General features: G+C 65.0%; 16 protein-coding genes and 1 tRNA gene. 6 read left to right on the top strand and 11 right to left on the bottom strand.

The features are described from left to right. Positions 1-3: 3 nt before the first annotated feature. Both SPYCA_RS04065 and SPYCA_RS04060 read right to left on the bottom strand, forming a co-directional pair. Positions 4-771 carry an ABC transporter permease gene (locus SPYCA_RS04065; protein ID WP_120219042.1) on the bottom strand — a complete coding sequence of 256 codons (768 nt, stop codon included), beginning with the start codon at positions 769-771 and terminating at the stop codon, positions 4-6. Continuing rightward, positions 768-1727: an ABC transporter ATP-binding protein gene (locus SPYCA_RS04060; protein WP_120219041.1), complete on the bottom strand. Its 960-nt coding sequence runs from the start codon at positions 1725-1727 to the stop codon at positions 768-770. The genes SPYCA_RS04065 and SPYCA_RS04060 overlap by 4 nt, the downstream gene beginning before the upstream one ends. 90 nt (positions 1728-1817) lie before the next feature. Between SPYCA_RS04060 and SPYCA_RS04055 the strand changes: the two genes are divergently transcribed. Beyond that, positions 1818-1903: transfer RNA gene (locus SPYCA_RS04055), tRNA-Leu, on the top strand. Positions 1904-1928: 25 nt separating this feature from the next. Here SPYCA_RS04055 and SPYCA_RS04050 read toward each other — a convergent pair. After that, a complete protein-coding gene (locus tag SPYCA_RS04050; protein ID WP_120219040.1) occupies positions 1929-2861 on the bottom strand; it encodes a GNAT family N-acetyltransferase in 933 nt (310 codons plus the stop codon). A 140-nt stretch (positions 2862-3001) separates the two neighbouring features. Here SPYCA_RS04050 and SPYCA_RS04045 point away from each other — a divergent pair, with 140 nt between their 5' ends. From SPYCA_RS04045 to SPYCA_RS04035, 3 genes are all read left to right on the top strand, one after another. After that, positions 3002-4447 carry an ABC transporter substrate-binding protein gene (locus SPYCA_RS04045; RefSeq protein ID WP_232003512.1) on the top strand — a complete coding sequence of 482 codons (1446 nt, stop codon included), beginning with the start codon at positions 3002-3004 and terminating at the stop codon, positions 4445-4447. A gap of 41 nt (positions 4448-4488) precedes the next feature. After that, a complete protein-coding gene (locus tag SPYCA_RS04040) occupies positions 4489-4911 on the top strand; it encodes a DUF4112 domain-containing protein (RefSeq protein WP_120219038.1) in 423 nt (140 codons plus the stop codon). Between the two features lie 259 nt (positions 4912-5170). Continuing rightward, a complete protein-coding gene (locus SPYCA_RS04035; RefSeq protein ID WP_120219037.1) occupies positions 5171-7276 on the top strand; it encodes a prolyl oligopeptidase family serine peptidase in 2106 nt (701 codons plus the stop codon). Positions 7277-7393: 117 nt separating this feature from the next. Here SPYCA_RS04035 and SPYCA_RS04030 read toward each other — a convergent pair whose 3' ends face one another. Genes SPYCA_RS04030 through cyoA form a run of 7 tightly spaced genes read right to left on the bottom strand, consistent with a single transcriptional unit; the run spans position 7394 to position 14163 of the window. After that, positions 7394-7927 carry a response regulator transcription factor gene (locus SPYCA_RS04030; RefSeq protein WP_120219036.1) on the bottom strand — a complete coding sequence of 178 codons (534 nt, stop codon included), beginning with the start codon at positions 7925-7927 and terminating at the stop codon, positions 7394-7396. Next, entirely contained in the window at positions 7924-9231 is a 1308-nt protein-coding gene (locus SPYCA_RS04025; RefSeq protein ID WP_120219035.1) for an ATP-binding protein, read from the bottom strand. The genes SPYCA_RS04030 and SPYCA_RS04025 overlap by 4 nt, the downstream gene beginning before the upstream one ends. Next, entirely contained in the window at positions 9231-9932 is a 702-nt protein-coding gene (locus SPYCA_RS04020; protein WP_120219034.1) for an SURF1 family protein, read from the bottom strand. Before SPYCA_RS04020 ends, SPYCA_RS04025 begins: the two co-directional genes overlap by 1 nt. After that, complete coding sequence (cyoD, locus tag SPYCA_RS04015; RefSeq protein ID WP_120219033.1) at positions 9929-10315, bottom strand: cytochrome o ubiquinol oxidase subunit IV; 387 nt, start codon at positions 10313-10315, stop codon at positions 9929-9931. The genes SPYCA_RS04020 and cyoD overlap by 4 nt, the downstream gene beginning before the upstream one ends. Further along, positions 10312-10938, bottom strand: a complete 627-nt coding sequence (gene cyoC / locus SPYCA_RS04010; protein WP_120219032.1) for a cytochrome o ubiquinol oxidase subunit III — start codon at positions 10936-10938, stop codon at positions 10312-10314. Before cyoC ends, cyoD begins: the two co-directional genes overlap by 4 nt. Before the next feature lie 4 nt (positions 10939-10942). Continuing rightward, the gene (gene cyoB, locus SPYCA_RS04005) at positions 10943-12961 is read right to left on the bottom strand and encodes a cytochrome o ubiquinol oxidase subunit I (RefSeq protein WP_120219031.1); all 2019 of its coding nucleotides are present in this window, start codon (positions 12959-12961) and stop codon (positions 10943-10945) included. A gap of 20 nt (positions 12962-12981) precedes the next feature. Further along, positions 12982-14163 carry a ubiquinol oxidase subunit II gene (cyoA, locus tag SPYCA_RS04000; protein WP_443029494.1) on the bottom strand — a complete coding sequence of 394 codons (1182 nt, stop codon included), beginning with the start codon at positions 14161-14163 and terminating at the stop codon, positions 12982-12984. A 169-nt stretch (positions 14164-14332) separates the two neighbouring features. Between cyoA and SPYCA_RS03995 the strand changes: the two genes are divergently transcribed. Both SPYCA_RS03995 and SPYCA_RS03990 read left to right on the top strand, forming a co-directional pair. Continuing rightward, complete coding sequence (locus tag SPYCA_RS03995; RefSeq protein WP_120219030.1) at positions 14333-15670, top strand: MFS transporter; 1338 nt, start codon at positions 14333-14335, stop codon at positions 15668-15670. 193 nt (positions 15671-15863) lie between these two features. Then, a complete protein-coding gene (locus SPYCA_RS03990; protein ID WP_120219029.1) occupies positions 15864-17423 on the top strand; it encodes an MFS transporter in 1560 nt (519 codons plus the stop codon). Positions 17424-17688: 265 nt separating this feature from the next. Here SPYCA_RS03990 and SPYCA_RS03985 read toward each other — a convergent pair whose 3' ends face one another. Continuing rightward, positions 17689-20199 (bottom strand): glycoside hydrolase family 3 protein, encoded by a 2511-nt coding sequence (locus SPYCA_RS03985; RefSeq protein WP_232003511.1) that lies wholly within the window; start codon positions 20197-20199, stop codon positions 17689-17691. Positions 20200-20338 lie beyond the last annotated feature (139 nt).

The raw sequence follows: 20338 nt of genomic DNA, 5'->3' as shown, positions 1-20338 counted from the left end.
ACCTCAGTTTTTCAGCCGGTAGCCGGTCCTGAACACCCAGAAGATGACGCCCAGGCACAGCGCGAAGAAGAATGCGACCGCGCCCATGCTCACCTCGATCGCGACGTCGCCCTGCCCGAAGAAGGTCCAGCGAAAGCCGCTGATGAGATAGACGACGGGGTTGAACAAGGTCACCGTCCGCCACGCGGCGGGGAGCATGTCGAGCGAATAGAAGGCGCCGCCGAGGAAGGTCAGCGGATAGACGATGAGCAGCGGGATGACCTGCAACTGCTCGAAACTTTGCGCCCAGACGCCGATGATGAAACCGAAGAGGCAAAAGGTCACCGCCATCAGGATCATGAAGAGGGCCATCAGCAGCGGATGCGCGACCTGGACATCGACAAACAGATGCGCGGTCGCGAAGATGATCGATCCGATGATGACCGATTTGGTCGCTGCGGCGCCGACATAAGCGACCACCGTTTCCAGCGGCGACAGCGGCGCCGACAGCATTTCATAGATCGTGCCCGTCCATTTGGGCATATAGATGCCGAAGGAGGCGTTGCTGATGCTTTCGGTGAACATCGTCAGCATCATCAGCCCCGGCACGATGAACGCGCCATAGGGAACGCCGCCGACCTCGGCCATGCGGCCGCCGATCGCCGAGCCGAAGACGACGAAATAGAGCGCCGTCGTGATGACGGGCAGCATCAGGCTGGTCCAGAAGGTGCGGCCGAACCGCGCCATTTCGAACAGATAGATGGCACGGATGCCACGGACGTTGGAAATCATGCGACCGGCTCCCTCGCGCCCCTGCCCTCGTGCTTGTCTTCGTGCACCAGCCCGACGAAAATATCCTCGAGCGAGCTTTGCCTGGTGTGCAGATCCTTGAAACCGACGCCGATGTCGCTCATCCGGCGGAGCAGCGAGGGCACGCCCGTCGCCTCGGCCTGACTGTCGAACTCATAGACAAGCTCGTGCCCGTCGCCCGCCAGTTCAAGCTTCCAGTCGGCCAGTTCGGTCGGCACCGCGCCGAGCGGTTCGGCGAGGTTCAGCGTCAGCGTCTTGCGCCCGAGCTTCTTGATGAGCGCATGTTTTTCTTCGACGAGAATGATCTGCCCCTTGCTGATGACGCCGACGCGGTCGGCCATTTCCTCGGCCTCCTCGATATAATGCGTCGTCAGGATGATCGTCACGCCGCGCTCGCGCAGCCCGTGTACCATCGCCCACATATCCCGGCGCAGTTCGACATCGACCCCCGCGGTCGGTTCGTCGAGGAACAGGATTTCGGGCTCATGGCTCAGCGCCTTGGCGATCATCACGCGGCGTTTCATGCCGCCTGACAATTCCATGATCTTGCTGCCACGCTTGTCCCACAGCGACAGGTCACGGAGCAATTGTTCGATATAGGCGGGGTTCTTGGGCTTGCCGAACAGCCCGCGCGAAAAACTGACCGTCGCAAGCACCGTTTCAAAGGCGTCGGTGTGCAATTCCTGCGGCACCAGCCCGATCATCGACCGCGCGGCGCGGTAATCGCGGGCGTGGTCGTGCCCGCCGACGGTCACCGTTCCGCTGCTCGCGGTGACGATTCCGCAGACGATGCTGATCAGCGTCGTCTTGCCAGCGCCATTCGGCCCGAGCAGCGCGAAGATTTCGCCCTTGTTGATTTCAAGATCGACATTGCTGAGCGCTATGTGACCGCTTTTATAGGTTTTTCCGAGGCCGGAGAGCTGGAGAACGGCTGTCATGGCAGGCGGTCTAGCCGACGCGGCGCCCGGCGCAAAGCGCGAAACTTGCTTGACCTCCCCCGGCCCGTCGGCTTGACCGTCACCGCGCGTGCGGACGTGGCGAAATCGGTAGACGCAGCAGACTTAAAATCTGCCGGCCTAGTGTCATGCGGGTTCAAGTCCCGCCGTCCGCACCAAATACGCCCCCCGATCGGGGCCGAATCAGCGACGAATCAGCGCCTTCGCTTTCGCGCGCAGACCCAGCCGTTCGAGCAGGGACTTGCCCGCACCCGCCAGCCGGTCGACGCCGCTCATCAGCCCCAGCGCCGCGCGATTGCGCAGCGTCGGCCGCAGCACCAATATGTCGGCGCAATCGACCGAAGCTCGCCCGAACTGCGCCTTGTGTGCGCCGTCGCCTTCGGTGAAATCGAAGGCGCGAAACCGCCCCTCGGCGAACAGCGCGCGCATCGCCTCGACATGCAGGACGGTTCCCGGCGACAGCGCGGCAAAGGCGGGATCATAGCCCAGATAGGCATAAATCAGCACGTCGCGTTCGACGGGCAGATAGAGATAGGCGATCGCGCGATCGCCGGCGAACAGCAGGAAGGCGCGGACCTTGTCCTCGGCCGCCGCAGCGACGGCGCGCGCGCAGTCGGCATCGCTCACCGGCAACCCAGCCTGCATCAGCCGCGACTGATAGGTCTGCGCCGACAATATCGCGGCAATGTCCATGAACTCGTCGATCTCGTCCGCCGTGCGATAGGCGCGCACCGCCGTGCCGCCCGCGAACTGATCGGCGAGCCGCCGCGCCTTGCGCGACAAGGTCGAGCGCGTTTTGGACGAAAAGCCCTGCCACCAGTCGTCGAAGCCCTGCCCCGCCATCGGCACATAATGGCGCGGATAGGCCTGACGCTCGACGACCAGCCAGCCGTCCAGTTCGGCCCTCAGCGCGGGCAGCCGATCGCGCGGCAGCGACCGGAGCAGCCAGCCGTCGCGGCCCGCGGGCGGCATCGTGCGCGCCGTCGGCGTCAATATATCGTCGAGGCCATGCGGCACCACGGCCAGCTCGCGCCGGATATGGCCGAGCGTCCGCCCCGCGATTTCGATGCGCAGCGCGACGCGCTCGCCCGCATCTCCGTTCCCGCTGCCGGTCATCCTCTGCCCAATCGTCGCGACACCCCTAGCCAGCTTTGGCAGCACATGGTTATGATTGGCTTACACGATTTGAGGGACGCTTCGGAATGACAGCAACGGGCCGCACCATATGCCGCGCGATCGCTATCGCGGCCGGCCTGATGCTGACGCTGTCCGGTTGCGACCTGTTCGGCGAGCGCGGGCCGGTACGCGTCGCCGCGATGAGCGAGCTCAACCCGATGGCGAACCCGGCGCGGGGCGAGCTTTCCACCGCCAATGCGGCGCTGCTCGACGCGACGTCGCAGGGGCTGGTCAGCTATGACGGCGAAGGCCAGATCGACACCGGGCTGGCCAACCGCTGGACCGTCACCGCCGACGGGCGCAGCTATATTTTTCGCATCGCCGAGGCGAAATGGACCAATGGCAGCAAGGTAACCGCCGAGACCGTCGCCGCCATCCTGCGGTCCTACCTCGCCCCCGCCAGCCGCCATGTGCTGAAGGATGATTTTCCCGAGGTCGAGACGATCAAGGCGATGACCGATACCGTCATCGAAATCCGCCTGTCAGTGCCGCAACCCGCGCTGCTCGAACTGCTCGCGCAGCCGTCGATGGCGATCGTTAACCGAGGCATGGGCTGGGGGCCGATGCGCGCGCGCAAGGTTGGTCAGGCGCTGCTGCTCTCCCCCGTCCCCGATCCGCTCGCCGAAGATCCCGAAGCCGCCGAAGCCGCGGCGAATGACCCCGCCGCGTCGATCGAACTCGTCGGCACGACGCCGCAGGGCGCGCTCGCGCGGTTCAAGAATGGCTATGCCGACGGCGTGATCGGCGGGCGCTTTTCCACCCTGCCCTATTTCGTCGCCTCGAACATCGGCCGGTCGCGGCTGGTGGTCGATCCCGTGCCCGGCCTGTTCGGGCTGGCCTTCGTCCGCGCCGAAGGCTTCCTCGCGACCGACACCAATCGCGACGCGCTGTTGCGCGCGATCCGACGCGAACGATTGATCGAAGCCTTCGGGCTGACCGAATGGCAGCCGCAGGTGACGCTCCGCCCCGCGCTCTATACGCGCGACGGTGGCCCTGCACCCTTGCAGCCCGCGTGGGCCGATTATGACGCGACGTCGCGGCTCGCTCAGGCGCGCCGCGTCGTCGACGCCTGGCGCGCCGCCGGACGCGAAATCGAACCACTGCGCATCGCCGTTCCCGACTCGCCCGGCGGCCGCATCCTCTATGCCTATGTCGCCGCCGATCTGGCGGCGATCGGCGTGCCCAGCCGCCGCGTCAAAATGGCGTCGAGCGCCGATCTGCGGCTGATCGACGAGGTGGCGCCGAGCGACGATCCGATCTGGGCGCTGCGCCGCCTGTCGTGCCGCCGCGACACGCTCTGCAACCGCGAGGCGCAGGATCTGATCGACCAGGCGACCGCCAATGTCGATGCCGGTCAGCGCGCGCGGCAGATCGGCGAGGCGGAGGCGGTGCTCGCGCGCTATGCCCCCTTCATCCCGCTCGCGACGCCGCTGCGATGGTCGGTCGCGTCGCAGCGCCTGACGGGACTGCGCGCGAACGGCCGTGCGCAGCATCCATTGAATCATCTGATTGCCATACCCAACTAATACGGTGACGCTCGCCTCGGAGCGCTTTTGAAAGGACGCCGATGGCCCCTGCGCCGCCCAATCCCGACGCGATCTTCGACGCGCTAATCCAGGACCGCACCAACCCGGCCGCGCTGCGCAAGCGCGTCGAAATGCTCGAAACCCTGCTCGAACGCAGCTTTGTCATTCCGGGCCTGGGCCGCCCCGTCGGCCTTGACGCGATCGTCGGGCTGGTCCCCGTCGTCGGCGACGTCATCGCCGCGACGATGGGCGCTTACCTGATCTGGGAAGCGCGTAACCTGGGAATGCCGAAATGGAAGATCTGGCGGATGGTCGGCAATCTGGGTGTCGACACCGCGCTCGGCGCGGTCCCGCTGGTCGGCGATGCGTTCGACTTTTTCTTCCGCTCGAACACGCGCAACCTTCGCATCATCAAGAAGCATCTCGACAAGCATCATCCGGGGACGATCATCATCGACCAGTGAGCCTGTCGTGGGTCACTCCATTCCTTCGTCATGCTGAACTTGTTTCAGCATCCATGGCCTGCTCCCTCGTCCGACGCTGCGTTGGTCGAGAGGTCGGGCCATGGACCCTGAAACAAGTTCAGGGTGACGAGAAAAGAAGCATACGCGGACCGCGCACAGGTGGAAATTCAGGCTGACCCCTACCCGGTATGACAGATGCTTCCCTGTACTGTGTGATGCTGCTAGCACAGCGCCACCAACCCCAGGGGAGATGTTCCGAATGATCCGCGCCAGCCTCGCCGCGCTTGCCCTCAGCTGTTCCATTGCCGCCGTGGCCGCGCCGCCGGAAGCCGACCCTTACCTCTGGCTCGAAGACATCGAGGGTCCGAAGGCGCTCGACTGGGTCAAGAAGGAAAACGCCAAGGCCGACGCGCTGCTCAGGAGTCGCCCCGACTTCGAGGCCGACCGCAAGCGTGCGCGCGAAATCCTCGACGACGATCGCCAGATCGCGATGCCCGGCGAGGTGATGGGCGATACGATCACCAATTTCTGGCGCGACGCCACCAATCCGCGCGGCCTGTGGCGCCAAAGCCCGCTCGACGCCTGGCTGGCCGGCAAGCCCGAATGGCGCACGCTGATCGACGTCGACGCGCTCGGCAAGGCGGAGGGGCAGAGCTGGGTCTGGCACGGCGCCGACTGTCTTGCGCCCGATTACACGCGCTGCCTCGTCTCGCTGAGCCCCGGCGGCACCGACGCCGACATCGTCCGCGAATGGGACCGCACGACGCGAAGTTTCGTCGACGGCGGCTTCACGCTGCCGCTGGCGAAAAGCAGCGTGACGTGGGAGGATGCCGACACGTTGCTCGTCGCGACCGACTATGGCGAGGGGAGCATGACCGCGTCGGGTTATCCGCGCATCGTCAAGCGCTGGAAACGCGGGACGCCGCTGTCGTCCGCCACGATAGTCGCCGAGGGCGCGCCCGACGACGTCGGCATGAATGTGTTCGCGCTGACCGACGGCGACACGCGCTGGCCGATGATCAGCCGCGGCAAGACCTTCTACACTGCCGACCTCTTGCTGCCGAACAGCGACCGGTCACGTTACATCCCAACAATCGTGCCCGAAACCGCCAGCGTGCGCGATGTGCTGGACGGCCAGCTGATCGTTTTTCTGAACCGCGACTGGGGCGACAATCCTGCCGGCTCGCTCGTCTCGCTGTCGCTCGCCGACATGTCGGCGAACCGCAAGGTCGCCATCGTCCCGGCGATGACGCCGACGAAGGCGCAGGCGATCGAGGAGGTGTCGGCGACCGACAACATCCTTTGGGTCAAGGCGCTGGACGATGTCGAGGGCAAGCTGTTCGCGCTGCGCCGCGACACGGCGACCGGCGTATGGAGCCGCAAGGCGGTGCCGCTCGCCGCCAATGCCACCGTCGGCATCGCCGGGACAATCGGCAAGCGCGATACGCTGCTGGCCACCGCCGAGACGATGCTGACCCCGCCGACGCTCTATGCCGTCGCCGACGGTCAGGCGGCAAAGGCGGTGCAGAGCCTGCCCGCGACCTTCGACGCCGACGACATGACCGCCGAAAAGCGTTTCGCGACCTCCAAAGACGGGACGAAAATCCCCTATTTCCTCGTCCGCAAAAAGGGCGCGAGCGGCCCCGTTCCGGCGCTGATCCACGCCTATGGCGGGTTCCGCGCCGCGCAGACGCCGGGATACCTCACCGGCCAGCCCTATCGCGCCGGGCCGCTCGGCCTTTTCTGGGTCGAGGGCGGCAACGCCTATGTCCTCGCGAACATCCGCGGCGGCGGCGAATATGGCCCCGCCTGGCATCAGGCGGCGCTCCGCGAAAAGCGCCAGAACAGCTTCGACGATCTGCACGCGGTCGCCGAGGATCTGGTCAGGGCGGGCATCAGCGCCAAGGGCCGGATCGCGATTTCGGGCCGCTCGAACGGCGGCGTGCTCGTCGGCGCGGCGATGACGCAGCGGCCGGACCTCTATGGCGCGGTGATCTCGGGTTCGCCGATCAAGGATATGTGGCGCTATGACAAGATGCTCGCGGGCGCCTCGTGGGTCGCCGAATATGGCGACCCCGACGAGCCGGGCGACTGGGCGTTCCTGTCGAAATATTCGCCCTATCACAACATCCGCAAGGGCGTGACCTATCCGCCGATTTTCCTCTATCTTTCGACCAAGGACGACCGCGTCCACCCCGGCCACGCGCGCAAATATGCCGCGCGGCTGATGGAGAATGGCAACCGCGTCTATTATCACGAATATCTGGAGGGCGGCCATTCGGTCGGCGCCGACCATGCCGAGGACGCGGTCCGCGCGGCGATGCTGCACGGGTTCCTGCAACGCGAGCTGGTTGAAGGGAAATAACCCCAACCTTTCCCCTCCGTCATCCCGGCGAAGGCCGGGATCTCACCGTCTGGGCCTGACGCACCGGTGAGATCCCGGCCTTCGCCAGGATGACGGCAGGTGGTTGTCCCGCCCCCTTCAGCGAACCTGCCGTTTCTCCAGCTTTCGCGCCAGGGTCCGCCGGTGCATCCCCAGCCGACGCGCGGTTTCGGAGATGTTGAAGCCCGTTTCGACGAGCGTCTGGTGGATATGCTCCCACTCGACGGTCTTGATCGACGAGGGGCGCGCGTCGAGCGCGGCGTCGGGATTGCCCTCGGCGCGCTCGAATGCCGCCTCGATGTCGTCGGTGTTCGACGGCTTGGCGAGATAATAGGAGGCGCCGAGCTTGATCGCCTCCACCGCGGTCGCGATGCTCGCAAAGCCCGTCAGCACGACGATCCGCATCATCGGGTCGGCGGCGCGCAGCGCCTGAACGCACGCCAGCCCCGACGCGCTGCCCAGTTTCAGGTCGACCACCGCATAGCCGGGATGGAATGTCGCGAGCAGCGCGTCCATCTCGTCGGGACTGTGCGCAACCTCGACCGCATAGCCGCGCCGCTCGAACGAGCGTTTCAGCGTCCGCGCGAACGCCTCGTCATCCTCGACGATCAGCAGTTGTCGCTTGTCGCTCATTGCGTTTCTCCCTCCGGCCGCGCGAGCGCCGCGACCGGCAGCCAGATACGCACGAGTGCCCCGCCCTCGTCGCGGTTTGCCACCGTCGCCCCGCCGCCGAGCTTGCGCAGCACATTGACGAGCAGGAACAGCCCCAGCCCGCCGCCAGGGCGCCCCTTGGTCGAGCGATAGGGCTGGCCGAACCCCTCCAGCATCTCGTCGCTGAAGCCGGGGCCGCGGTCGGCGATTTCGATCACCAGCATCTCACCGTCACGCGACGCGGTGAAGCTGGTCCAGTCGGGCGACACTTCGGCGGCGTTGTCGAGCACATTGCCGATCACCTGCCGCAGCGCGGGGTCCGACACGATCGCGACATCGGCGCCGAAACGGTCGTGGAACTCCAGCGTGTCGGGGCGGCGCGCGGCGCGCGCGTGGGCGACAATCTCACCGAACGCCGCGCGCATCGTGGTGAGTTGCGGCGCCTCGCCGCGCGCCTCGCCCGCCGACATCAAAATGCCGCTGACGATCGCCTTGCACCGCTGCACCGCGGCATCCATGTCGGAAAGATCCTCCTGCAACTCGCGGTCGTCCTTCAGCCGCGCCGCCGCCTTCCAGTCGCCGATCAGCACCGACAGCGTCGAGAGCGGCGTGCCAAGCTCGTGCGCCGCGCCCGATGCGAGCAGCCCCATGCGCACGATATGATCCTCCTCCGCCGCGCGCTGGCGGCTCGCGGCGAGCGCGGCGTCGCTCTCGCGCAAATTGCGGCTGATCCGCGTGACGAACGCGACGAGCAGCACCGCGATCAGCAGGAAACAGACAAAGCTGCCCTGAAGATAAAGCCCCATCGGATCGGCGGCATAGGCGGGCGGCAGCACAAGCGGCGTCGGGTCGATGCGGAGCGCCGCGAGCGCCACCAAGGCCGCAGCGACGATCGCCCATGACGAACGCGGCGTGAGCAGGATCGCGCCGATCACGACTTGCAGCAGGAACAGCGAGGCGAAGGGGTTGGCGAGCCCGCCGCTGTGGTGCAGCTGCCACCCAAGCGCGGCGACATCGAAGAGCAGCGCGGCGGTCAGTTCGGCATTGGTCACCGCGCGGCCGCGACGGAGCAAGGCGGTGCTCGCGAGGTTGATCGCGATGAGCACGAGGATCGCGCCGAGCAGGGGACCGCGCTCGAGCGAAATGCCCATCGGCCCGCTGACGATACCGATCGTCGCGAGCTGTCCGCCCACCGCGAGCCAGCGCAGCTGGATCAGCAGCGCCATGTTGCGGCGGCCGGCGGGCGCCGTGCTGGACGTCGGCGGCAGGATCGAAAGCGCGGTCATCAATCGCGACTATGCCACATCCGCCAGGCAAAAAAGAGGCTGAGCGCGCAAAGCGCGAACCAGGTCAGCGCGTAGACCAGATGATGATCGCGAAAACGCACGACGGTCAGCCCGCCGACCGGATAGCCGCCGGGGTTCGGCGCCGCGTCGGCATCGACGAAATAGGGCGCGGCCCGCTTCAGTCCCCGCGCCTTCGCAATCGCTGCAACATCGCGCGAGAACCAGCGGTTCTCGGCCGGATCGTTGTCGCGCAGGAAGGCGCCGCCGGGCTCGCTCACGCGCAAAAGGCCCGTCACCGTCACCGGCCCAGCGACATTGCCCGCCGCCCGCGTCGATGCCTCGCGGCGACTCGAGGGCACGAAGCCGCGATTGACGAGCAGCGTGAAGCGCGGCGTCTCGAGCGGCGTCAGCACCCAGAAGCCCGCGCCGCGCTCGGTCACCGCCTGCACGAGCGTTTCGCGGTCGTGGCGGAACACGCCCGTCGCGGTGACGCGGCGATAGGCGTCGTCCTTCTCGTCGATCCGCGGCCACGCCTCCGGTCCCGGTGCCGCCACCGGCGCGGCGGCGATGCGCGCCTCGACCGCGGCGACCAGCTCATGCTTCCACGCGCGGCGCTCGACCTGCCACACGCCGAGCCCCGCCAGAAGCATCGCCGCGATCAGCGCCGCCGCGGCAAAACCCGCGCGGCGGGCGCGCGTCACGGCGCCTGGCTCGCAAGCTGGCCCGTCGCCTCGTGCGGCATCGGCATCATGTTGGTGTTGAGGTGGTGCATCACCCACAGCGACCCCGCGAGCATGATGACCACGACGATCACCGTGAACACCAGCGAGGTCAGCGACCAGCCGCCCTCGGCCTTTGGCGTCATGTGCAGGAAAAAGATCATATGAACGACGATCTGCACCACGGCGAAGCCCATGATGATCGCCCCCGTCACTCCAGCGCTCAGCGGCATCGTCATCACCAGCCAGAAGGGGATGGCGGTCAGGATCACCGACAGCACAAAACCGATGACATAGTCGCGCATCGTCGCGTGCGGCATCTCGATCTCGCCATGACCATGCGCAGCGTGAGGGTCGGCGCTCATCGCAGCACTCCCATCAGATAGACAAAGGTGAAGACGCCGATCCACACGACGTCGAGGAAGTGCCAGAACATCGAAAGGCACATCACGCGGCGCTTGTTCGCGGCGATCAGCCCGTGCTTCGACAGCTGGACCATCAAGGTCACCAGCCAGATGATACCGAAGGTGACGTGCAGCCCGTGCGTGCCGACGAGGGTGAAAAAGGCCGACAGGAACGCGCTGCGCTGCGGCGTCGCGCCGATCTCGATCAGATGGTGGAACTCGTAAAGCTCGATACCGAGGAAGGCGAGCCCGAACAGGCCGGTGATCGCGAGCCATATCTGCACGCCCTTCACCCTGCCCTGCTGCATCTGGAGCACCGCAAAGCCGTAGGTGATCGACGAGAAGAGCAGCATCGCGGTGTTGAGCGCGATCAGTTTCAGGTCGAACAGATCCCTCGGCGCCGGCCCCGCGGCATAGCTGCCGCCGAGCACGGCGTAACAGGCAAAGAGGATCGCAAAGATGAGGCAGTCGCTCATCAGATAGATCCAGAAGCCCAGCATCGTGCTGTGCCCCTCCGGATGCGCCTGTTCGTCGAGGTCGTAGAACTGCACGGCCTCGTTCGCGGTCAAAGTCTTGGCACTCATCGCATCAGGCTCCGGCCGCCAGCTGGCGGCTGCGCGCGTCCTCGACCGCCGCGACCGTCGCCGCGGGAATGTCGAAATCGCGCTTGTAGTTGAACGTATGGACGATCGCCCCGGCGACCACCGCCACAAAGCTCGCCGCCACCAGCCACCAGATATGCCAGACGAGCGCAAACCCCAGGACAAGGCAGATGCCCGACAGGATGACTCCCGCCCCCGTATTGCTCGGCATATGAATGTCGCGATAGCCGCCGACCGGCCGCTGGTGCCCGCGCTTCTTCATGTCGTACCAGGCATCGAGGTCGTGGATCACCGGCGTGAAGGCGAAGTTGTAATCGGGCGGCGGCGAGCTGGTCGCCCATTCGAGCGTGCGGCCGTCCCACGGATCGCCGCTTTCCTCGCGCAGCTCCTTGCGGCGCCAGATGCTCACCGCGAACTGGACCAGCATCGCGCCGATGCCCGCGGCGATGATGAGCGCGCCGACCCCGGCGATCGCGAACCAGATTTGCAGGCTGGGGTCGTCAAACACGCGCATACGCCGCGTCACGCCCATCAGGCCGAGGATATAGAGCGGGGTAAAGGCGACCCAGAAGCCGACGACCCAGCACCAGAAGCTGATCTTGCCCCAGAACACATCGAGCTTGAACCCGAAAGCCTTGGGCCACCAGTAATTGATCGCCGCGAACAGGCCGAACAATACGCCGCCGATGATGACATTGTGGAAATGCGCGATCAGGAACAGCGAATTGTGCAGCACGAAGTCGGCGGGCGGCACCGCGAGCAGCACCCCGGTCATGCCGCCGATGACAAAGGTCAGCATGAAGGCGATCGTCCACATCATCGGCAATTCATAGCGAATGCGGCCGCGGTACATGGTGAAGAGCCAGTTGAAGAGCTTGGCCCCCGTCGGGATCGAAATCACCATCGTCGTGATGCCGAAGAAGCTGTTGACGCTGGCGCCCGACCCCATGGTGAAGAAATGGTGCAGCCAGACGATGTACGACAGGATCGTGATGCACACCGTCGCATAGACCATCGACGTATAGCCGAAGAGCCGCTTGCCCGAGAAGGTCGAGGTGACTTCGGAAAACACGCCGAACAGCGGCAGGATGAGGATGTAGACCTCCGGGTGCCCCCAGATCCAGATCAGGTTCACATACATCATCGGCGATCCGCCGAGATCGTTGGTGAAGAAATTGGTGCCAGCATAGCGATCGAGGCTGAGCAGCGCGAGCGTCGCGGTCAGGATCGGGAAGCTTGCGACGATCAATATGTTCGAGCAGAGCGAAGTCCAGGTAAAGACCGGCATCTTCATCAGCCCCATGCCCGGCGCGCGCAGCTTCAATATGGTGACGATCAGGTTGATGCCCGACAGCGTCGTGCCCACCCCGGCTATCTGAAGCCCCCAGATATAATAATCGACCCCGACATTGGGGCTGTAGGCGATCCCCGACAAGGGCGGATAGGCCAGCCAGCCGGTCTGCGCATATTCGCCGACGAACAGCGAGATCATCGTCAGCGCGGCGCCCGCGCTCGTCATCCAGAAGCTGAAATTGTTGAGGAAGGGAAAGCTGACGTCGCGCGCGCCGATCTGGAGCGGCACGATATAGTTCATCAGCCCGGTGATGAACGGCATCGCGACGAAAAAGATCATGATGACCCCGTGCGCGGTGAACACCTGGTCATAATGATGCGCGTTCAGATAGCCTTCGGACCCGCCGAACGCCATCACCTGCTGCAATCGCATCATGATCGCGTCGGCAAAGCCGCGCAGGAACATGATCAGCCCCAGGATCATGTACATGATCCCGATCCGCTTGTGGTCGACCGTGGTGAACCACTCCTTCCATAAATATCCCCACAGGCGATATCTGGTCAGCAGCGCGAGCACGGCGATGCCGCCGATCGCCACCCCGATGAAGGTCGCGACGAGGATCGGCTCGTGCAGCGGGATCGCGTCGATCGACAGCTTGCCGAAAATCGGGTGCGTCGGCGGGGCGGGATGCGGGATGATAGCGTCGGACATGGGTTCAGCTCGGCAGACGGTCAGGACAGCGGGCGCGTGGCGGCGGGCGCGTTCAGCGCGGTGCGGGCGGGCTTGCCCGGCAGCGGCAGCCCCTCGCCCTTCAGCTTTTCCGGCGACACGGGCTTCGCGTCGGGGCGGTCGTTCGACATCACCGGCGCGCTGCACCAGGCGGCGACGTAGCGCATCGACCAGCGGGCGGCATCGACGGTGCCGCGCGCGGCGAACTTGTCATAGGTGACCTGCCGGACATTGCCGATGCCCGCGATCCCCGCGCCGCCCGCGGCATCGAGCGACATCATGTCGTGCATACACATCTTGCCCGGCTCGACGCACATGTTGACCACTGCGTCGAACAGCTGCGGGTCATTCGCGACGAAGCGGCGCACCGGCTCCTTCTGCGACGGCGTTTCGAGCTTCAGATAGGCATTGCGGCTAAGGTCGCCCTCGGCCGACGCGCGCGTCGCGGCAACCCATTGATCGAACTCGCGGGCGGTCAGGCTCTTGACGCCGAAGCGCATGTTCGAAAAGCCCCAGCCCGAATAATTGGCCGAAAAGCCGGTGAACTCGCCGGTCTTGTCGAACACGCCGTGAAGCTTGGTCTCCATCCCCGGCATCGCATAAATCTGCCCCGCGAGCGCGGGCACGTAAAAGCTGTTCATCACCGAAGAGGAAGAGATGCGGAAGCGCAGCGGCCGATCGACCGGCACCGCCAGCTCGTTGACGGTCGCCACCCCCTGTTCGGGATAGATGAACAGCCATTTCCAGTCGAGCGCGACGACCTGCACGTCGAGCGGCTTCACCTCCGCCGCGACGGGCTTTCCCGGCCCCGTGCGTGCGAGCGGGCGATAGGGGTCGAGCAGATGCGTCGCCACCCATGTCACCGCGCCGAGGCAGATGATGATGAGCAGCGGCGCCGACCAGATGACCAGCTCGAGCTGCGTCGAATGGTCCCAGTCGGGCTTGTAGGTGGCGTCCCGGTTCGACGCGCGATATTTCCACGCGAAAAAGATCGTCAGCGCCATCACCGGCACGATGATCAGCAGCATCAGCACGGTCGACAGGACGATCAGATCGCCCTGCTGACGCGCGACGTCGCCTGCGGGATCGAGCACGACCATGCCGCACCCCGACAAGAGCGGCGTTGCGGCGAGCAGCGGCAGCAGCCGCATCCGGGCGGAAAAACGGGGGAGATCAGCGGGCATGACGCGCGCCTAAGCCGCCTTCGTCGCACTGCACATAGGACATTTTGTCCAATCCCACGATCCGTCGTCATCGCGCAGGGGCGTTTTTATTGCGGGTGCTTTTGCCCTAAGACCGACTCGTGCCTGCGCACCCTGACGTGCGGCGGGCGCCAGCGCAAGGATCGATACCATGGCTGCCGACACCGTCCCCACGACCGAGGCCGAACGCGACGCGCGGGCGCTCCACGGCGCCAACGAACAGGGGGGGCACAAAATCGATCCAGCCGAAATCGCCATCGGTGTCATCATCGGCCGCACGTCCGAATTTTTTGACTTCTTCGTCTATGCGATCGCGTCGGTGCTGGTGTTTCCGAAGCTGGTGTTCCCGCACCTCGATCCGCTGACGGGCACGCTCTGGTCGTTCGCGATCTTTGCCCTCGCCTTCGTCGCGCGTCCGGTCGGCACGGTCATCTTCACCGCCATCGACCGCGCCTATGGCCGCGGCGCCAAGCTCACCATCGCGCTGTTCCTGCTCGGCGGATCGACCGCGGCGATCGCCTTCCTGCCCGGCCATGAATCGATCGGCGTCGGCGCCGCGCTGCTCCTCGCGCTGTTCCGCATGGGCCAGGGCGTCGCGCTCGGCGGCTCGTGGGACGGCCTCGCGTCGCTGCTCGCATTGAACGCCCCCGCATCGAAGCGCGGCTGGTATGCGATGATCCCGCAGCTCGGCGCGCCGCTCGGCCTGATCGTCGCCAGCCTGCTCTTCATGTTCCTGATTTCGGCGCTGCCGGCCGAAGATTTCCTCGCCTGGGGCTGGCGCTATCCCTTCTTCGTCGCCTTTGCGATCAACGTCGTCGCGCTGTTCGCGCGGCTGCGCATCGTCGTGACCCCCGAATATGCCGAATTGTTCGAGAATCGCGCGCTCCAGCCCGCGCCGCTGCTCGACACGATGCGCTCGGAATGGAAAACCATCGTCATCGGCGCCTTCGCCCCGCTTGCCAGCTTCGCGATGTTCCACATGGTCACCGTCTATCCGCTGTCGTGGGTGTTCCTGTTCACCGACGAAACCCCCGCGCGCTTCCTGATGATCGAGGCGATCGCCGCCGTCGGCGGCGTGATCGCGATCATCGCCTCGGGCTATCTCGCCGACCGCTTCGGTCGCCGCACCGTGCTCGCCGCGACCGCAGCGGCCATCGCGGCGTTCAGCGGTTTCGCCCCGCAGCTGCTCGACGCAGGGCAGGCCGGCGAGGCGAGCTTCATGATACTCGGCTTCCTGCTGCTCGGCCTGTCGTTCGGGCAATCGTCGGGCGCGCTCTCGTCGAACTTCACCCCGCGGCACCGCTATACCGGATCGGCCTTCACCACCGATCTCGCCTGGCTGTTCGGCGCCGGTTTCGCGCCGATGGTCGCGCTCTGGCTGTCGAGCGAATTCGGGCTGATCGCCGCGGGCGCCTATCTGCTGTCGGGCGCGATCGTGACGCTCGTTGCGCTATGGCTCAACCGCGAACTCGCGCGCACGATCGATTGAGGGCCCTGCGCAGGTTACGAAGTTTTGCCGATCTGCACCGTCCAAGGCGAGGCCGCAGGGTGAGTTCAGGACGGATTCCTTTTTCCCCAGTGGAGAAAATCGAATCCGGCGGCGAGTCCTGAGTCGACGTGGGCGCACCATGATGACAAGATGATTAGCGCCTGTTTCCCGCCCTCGATTTGCCAAGGACGATATGCTCGACAATGGACGCAGTCCCTGGCTCTTCCTCATCGGAGTGACAGCGGTTACAATCGGCGTGGCGGCCCATCTGCCGATGTTCTGGATGGGGCGCGATCACGGTTTCCGGATGGCCGGAATGCCGGTGGACAGCATGATGGTCGTCGGCATGGCGCTCGTCGTCGCGGGCGTCGGCGTCGCCGCCTGGGGTTTGCTTCCCGCGAAGCTCGCCCGGCACATTGTCGCGGCTGACCGACTGTCGGTCTCGGCGCCCGAAGATGCGCCCCTCTCCGCGGCGCATGTGCGTTTGATGGCAGCCCTGGTTGTCGCGCTCGTCATCGACATCATGAAGCCCGCAAGTCTCGGGTTTGTGATACCCGGAATGATGCAGGAATATGGGCTATCGCGCGAAACCGTTTCGCTCGTCCCTTTTGCGGCGCTGTTGGGAACGGTGGCCGGATCCATAGTCTGGGGCGCCGTGGCCGATGTTTACGGCCGCAAAGCGACCATCCTTTTGTCGGCCGTGATGTTTGTCGGCACGTCCGTTTGCGGAACGATGCCGTCATTGGCCTGGAACATTGTCATGTGCTTTATGATGGGGGCTGCCGCGGGGGGCATGCTGCCCGTTACCTATGCGCTTCTTGCCGAGATGATGCCCAGTCGCCACCGGGGCTGGAGCCTGGTGCTCGTCGGCGGGCTGGGTGCGGCGGGGGGTTATGTCGCGGCGAGCCTCATTGCCGCCTGGCTGGAGCCGCTTCTGAGTTGGCGAATCTTGTGGCTGGCCAATTTGCCGAGCGGTCTTGTGCTTGTCGCGCTCGGAGCCTTCATTCCGGAGTCGGCCAAGTTTCTCATGGCGCGCGGTCGACATGCAGAAGCACGGCGGATCATGGCGCGCTTCGGGTCAGACCTGCACAGGACGGACCAAGCGCCGCCGCCGCCGCGACAGGATTCGCACCGGCGATCGGAACTCGTCGGCGGCGTGGTGGCGCTGAACTTTACCGCCATCGCATGGAGTTTCGTGAACTTCGGCTTGTTGCTGTGGCTCCCGGCCGAACTGGTGGCGCGCGGATACAGCACGTCATCGTCGAGCCGCCTGCTTGCCGATTCCGCGCTTGTCGCGCTTCCCACCGTATTTTTCGTAGCCTGGATTTATCACGCCTGGAGCACGAAACTGTCGCTCCTTGCGGCATCCGTTGCAACGCTTGCCGGCCTCGGGGGAATGCTCTGGTTCGCGCTGGTTGAAAACGCATCACCGCTCTTGCCCGCAGCCCTGCTCATAGTGGGCAGCAACGCCATCATCGCGATGCTTCTTCCCTATAGCGCCGAGAGTTTCCCGCTGAGAGTCCGCGGCCGCAACACCGGCTGGGTCGCGGCATCCAGCAAACTGGGCGGAGTATGCGCGCAGGGCCTCGCGATATTCGCCATCGTCCCGTCGCTGGTGGCAAGCATATTGACGATCATGCCCGTAATGGCCGCATCGCTCCTTCTGGTCGCCCGGTACGGCCGCGAAACGCGAGGGAGCGATCTGCGCGATCTTGACCCCGAAGGACATGTCTTCGACAAGGCCGGGCTCTGAACGATTGCAGCCGACCGAGATGGACGACCGGATGACCTGTCGTGCCCGGCTGGAAGGCAGCAATGGTCCCGCGACAACGCGCGCAAGCACGCGGCCCCGACCGCAGCGCGCCAGCCGATGGAATCGCGCGCGTCAACGTCGAGGTCAGCGTTCGAGGGCCGACCGATCGCAGACGGCCTCGCGGGCGACAAGAACACCGCCCGGTTGCATATCGGGCGTCAGCATCATTCGTATCTTTGCGATCGCGACCGGAAACGACCGGACCCTATTCCGCCTGCACCGGACAAGAAGGCGCGTTCGGTGCGGGCTCGACCCTCGCCGAGAGCAGCGTGAGTCCCAGCCCCTTGTGCCCCGCCAGGCCGAGCGGATTGCCGACGCGCTGCAGGTCGGCGCCGCGGTCGGCAAAACAGCGCAACCGAATCTGGAGCGTCGACAATATTCCGGTCGGCGCCGCGCCGACCCAGTCGGTCACGTCGATCCCGGCATTTGCGAACGCGACGCTTACGCGTCCTTCGCCGACAGCGTCGACGCGCACATCAAGGCGCAATGCCATATCCTGACCCAGATGATGTGTGAGATCGGCGTTCGGCCCGGAAATCTGGACCGTGCCCGTTCCAGCCCATCGAAACTGCTTCCCATCTTCCTGCGCCATCACGTCAACCGATTTTGCGGAAAGCATCCCGTTCGGGCTGACCACCGCTGCCGATTCAACCGGTCGCACACCGCCATCGTCTCCGACGCTCATCGACCAGGGTGCGCGCGCACGTCCACCCGCGAAAAAATTCTCGAGATTGAGCGCTGCCGCCACGTCGATTCCGGGATCCTCGGAGAGCCGGGGCACCTTAGACGGCTGATCGTAGCGAAGACCATAGCCGATCGGGAACAATGGAGCAGCGATCGGCGATGCTGCGGTAGCGGGCCAGGCAAAGGGCAATGTTCCGCTGAAATCTCGGATCGGCTTGCCATCGCGACGTGCGACAAGGACGTCCGCGACGCCCGCGCCCTGTGAACCCGGCAGCCACGCGGCAACGAATGCGTCCGCGGCGTTGATTTCAGGGTTGGTGAACAGCGGTCGACCAGAGAGAAAAACGGCGACGACGGGAATGCCCGCCCCCTTCAGACGCTTGAGTTGAGCGAGGTCGACAGGATTGACCGGCTGGTAATCAAGCGTGGGAACATCGCCCTGAAACTCGGCATAGGGCTCTTCGCCAAATACGAAGATCGCGACATCGGGCTTTGTCGCGAAGCTTCCGTCGACTGAAAACGTCGCCGCGCCGCCCGCCGCGGCGACCGCCTCTTCGATCCCTTCCCAGATCGTCTGGCCGTTCGGAAAATCCTCGCGGGTGACATCGCTACCTTGCCAGCTGATTGTCCACCCGCCGGATTGCATTGCCATATTATTCGCTGCCCGGCCGGTCACCAGCACGCGCGCGCCGGGCCGGATGGGGAGCACAGCGTCATTATTCTTGAGCAGAACGAGTGATTTGGCGACGGCCTCGCGGGCGACCGCCAGATGATCTGGCGACCCGATGACCGATGGACTGGTCGGGAAGGTCCGGACGTCGTCGAAAAGTCCCAGCTTGAACTTCACGCGCAGAATCCGCCGGACCGCATCGTCGAGCCGCGCCGCGGGAATGATCCCTGACTTCGCCTGATCGAGCGTCGACGCATAAAGCCCCTTCCAGCTGTCCGGCGCCATGAACATGTCCAGTCCGGCCAGGATGGATTTGGGACAATCGGTGACGCTGCAACCGGGAACCTGACCGTGACCGTTCCAGTCGCCGACAACAAATCCCTCGAAGCCCATCCGCTGTTTGAGGATCGTGGTCAGCAGCTCTTTATTGCCGTGATGCTTGGTCCCGTTCCAGCTTGAAAAGCTGGCCATGACCGTTAACGCCCCCGCGTCGATCGCTGCGGGATAGCCTTGCGCATGTATCGCGATCAGTTCGGTCTCGCTGATCCTGGCGTCACCCTGGTCCTTGCCATGCTCCGTTCCACCGTCGGCCAAGAAATGTTTTGCCGTCGCAGCGACACGATCTTTTGCGATGGGCTGCGCCGGCGCGAGCTTTCCCTGCAGTCCCAGTGTCATTGCTTTGGCATATTGCGCCACGAGGTACGGATCGGCGGCATAGCCCTCATAGGATCGGCCCCAGCGAAGATCGCGCGGCACCGCGAGCGTCGGCGCAAAAGTCCATTCGATACCGCTCGCGGCAATCTCGGCAGCCGTGACTTCGCCGATCCGACGGATCAGATCGGGGTCGCGCGCGGCGCCGAGCCCGATATTGTGAGGGAAAATCGTCGCCCCGGGGACATTATTGTGTCCGTGGACCGCGTCGATGCCGAAGAGGATCGGAACGGCGACACCATTCGCTCCCGGTCGCAGCGACACTTCCCGAAACGCTCGCACGAGTCGCGCCCATTCGGCGGCGGTCGAACGTTCATTGCCAAAGGGGCCGCTGTTTCCCCCGGCAAGAATTGACCCGAGGGGATAAGTTTCGAGATCCTTGGGCGTAATCGCGCTGATGTCGGCCTGAATCAACTGTCCGACCTTTTGCTCGACCGTCATCCGATCGAGCAGCACGTCGATGCGGCGTTCGGTGGCCGGGTCGCTGATCGCTTGCGGGCTTCGCGCAACGGGCCAGATTTCAGGATGCACCCGCGCGCCCCCTTCTTCCATCCCGGCGGCGGTGCCCGCGGCTCCTGCAAGCAAGAGTCCAAGTGCCATCGCTATAGACGTCCGCCGCATCGCCTCTCCCTTTATTGTGAACGTTCTCATTTCTATCTGTCACAAAGATTTGTCAAAATCAAGAGGACCAGGACGGATCGACCCTCGGAAGCTGGCGAGTCAAAGTCGAAGACGACCGTAGGTCAAAATGGTGGTTTTCCATGACCCGGAGCGCAGCGTGCTTTGCACC

The sequence above is a fragment of the Sphingopyxis sp. FD7 genome, from assembly GCF_003609835.1.
Taxonomy (GTDB): Bacteria; Pseudomonadota; Alphaproteobacteria; order Sphingomonadales; family Sphingomonadaceae; genus Sphingopyxis.
The sequence above is the reverse complement of the archived record's forward strand: the minus strand, read 5'-3'. Positions and strand labels throughout refer to the sequence as shown.

Excerpts from the sequence above, each read along its gene's own strand:
- SPYCA_RS04065 (WP_120219042.1), bottom strand. The coding sequence starts at position 771 with ATGATTTCCAACGTCCGTGGCATCCGTGCCATCTATCTGTTCGAAATG.
- SPYCA_RS04060 (WP_120219041.1), bottom strand. The coding sequence starts at position 1,727 with ATGACAGCCGTTCTCCAGCTCTCCGGCCTCGGAAAAACCTATAAAAGC.
- SPYCA_RS04050 (WP_120219040.1), bottom strand. The coding sequence starts at position 2,861 with ATGACCGGCAGCGGGAACGGAGATGCGGGCGAGCGCGTCGCGCTGCGC.
- SPYCA_RS04045 (WP_232003512.1), top strand. The coding sequence starts at position 3,002 with ATGCTGACGCTGTCCGGTTGCGACCTGTTCGGCGAGCGCGGGCCGGTA.
- SPYCA_RS04040 (WP_120219038.1), top strand. The coding sequence starts at position 4,489 with ATGGCCCCTGCGCCGCCCAATCCCGACGCGATCTTCGACGCGCTAATC.
- SPYCA_RS04035 (WP_120219037.1), top strand. The coding sequence starts at position 5,171 with ATGATCCGCGCCAGCCTCGCCGCGCTTGCCCTCAGCTGTTCCATTGCC.
- SPYCA_RS04030 (WP_120219036.1), bottom strand. The coding sequence starts at position 7,927 with ATGAGCGACAAGCGACAACTGCTGATCGTCGAGGATGACGAGGCGTTC.
- SPYCA_RS04025 (WP_120219035.1), bottom strand. The coding sequence starts at position 9,231 with ATGACCGCGCTTTCGATCCTGCCGCCGACGTCCAGCACGGCGCCCGCC.
- cyoD (WP_120219033.1), bottom strand. The coding sequence starts at position 10,315 with ATGAGCGCCGACCCTCACGCTGCGCATGGTCATGGCGAGATCGAGATG.
- cyoC (WP_120219032.1), bottom strand. The coding sequence starts at position 10,938 with ATGAGTGCCAAGACTTTGACCGCGAACGAGGCCGTGCAGTTCTACGAC.
- cyoB (WP_120219031.1), bottom strand. The coding sequence starts at position 12,961 with ATGTCCGACGCTATCATCCCGCATCCCGCCCCGCCGACGCACCCGATT.
- cyoA (WP_443029494.1), bottom strand. The coding sequence starts at position 14,163 with ATGCCCGCTGATCTCCCCCGTTTTTCCGCCCGGATGCGGCTGCTGCCG.
- SPYCA_RS03995 (WP_120219030.1), top strand. The coding sequence starts at position 14,333 with ATGGCTGCCGACACCGTCCCCACGACCGAGGCCGAACGCGACGCGCGG.
- SPYCA_RS03990 (WP_120219029.1), top strand. The coding sequence starts at position 15,864 with ATGCTCGACAATGGACGCAGTCCCTGGCTCTTCCTCATCGGAGTGACA.
- SPYCA_RS03985 (WP_232003511.1), bottom strand. The coding sequence starts at position 20,199 with ATGAGAACGTTCACAATAAAGGGAGAGGCGATGCGGCGGACGTCTATA.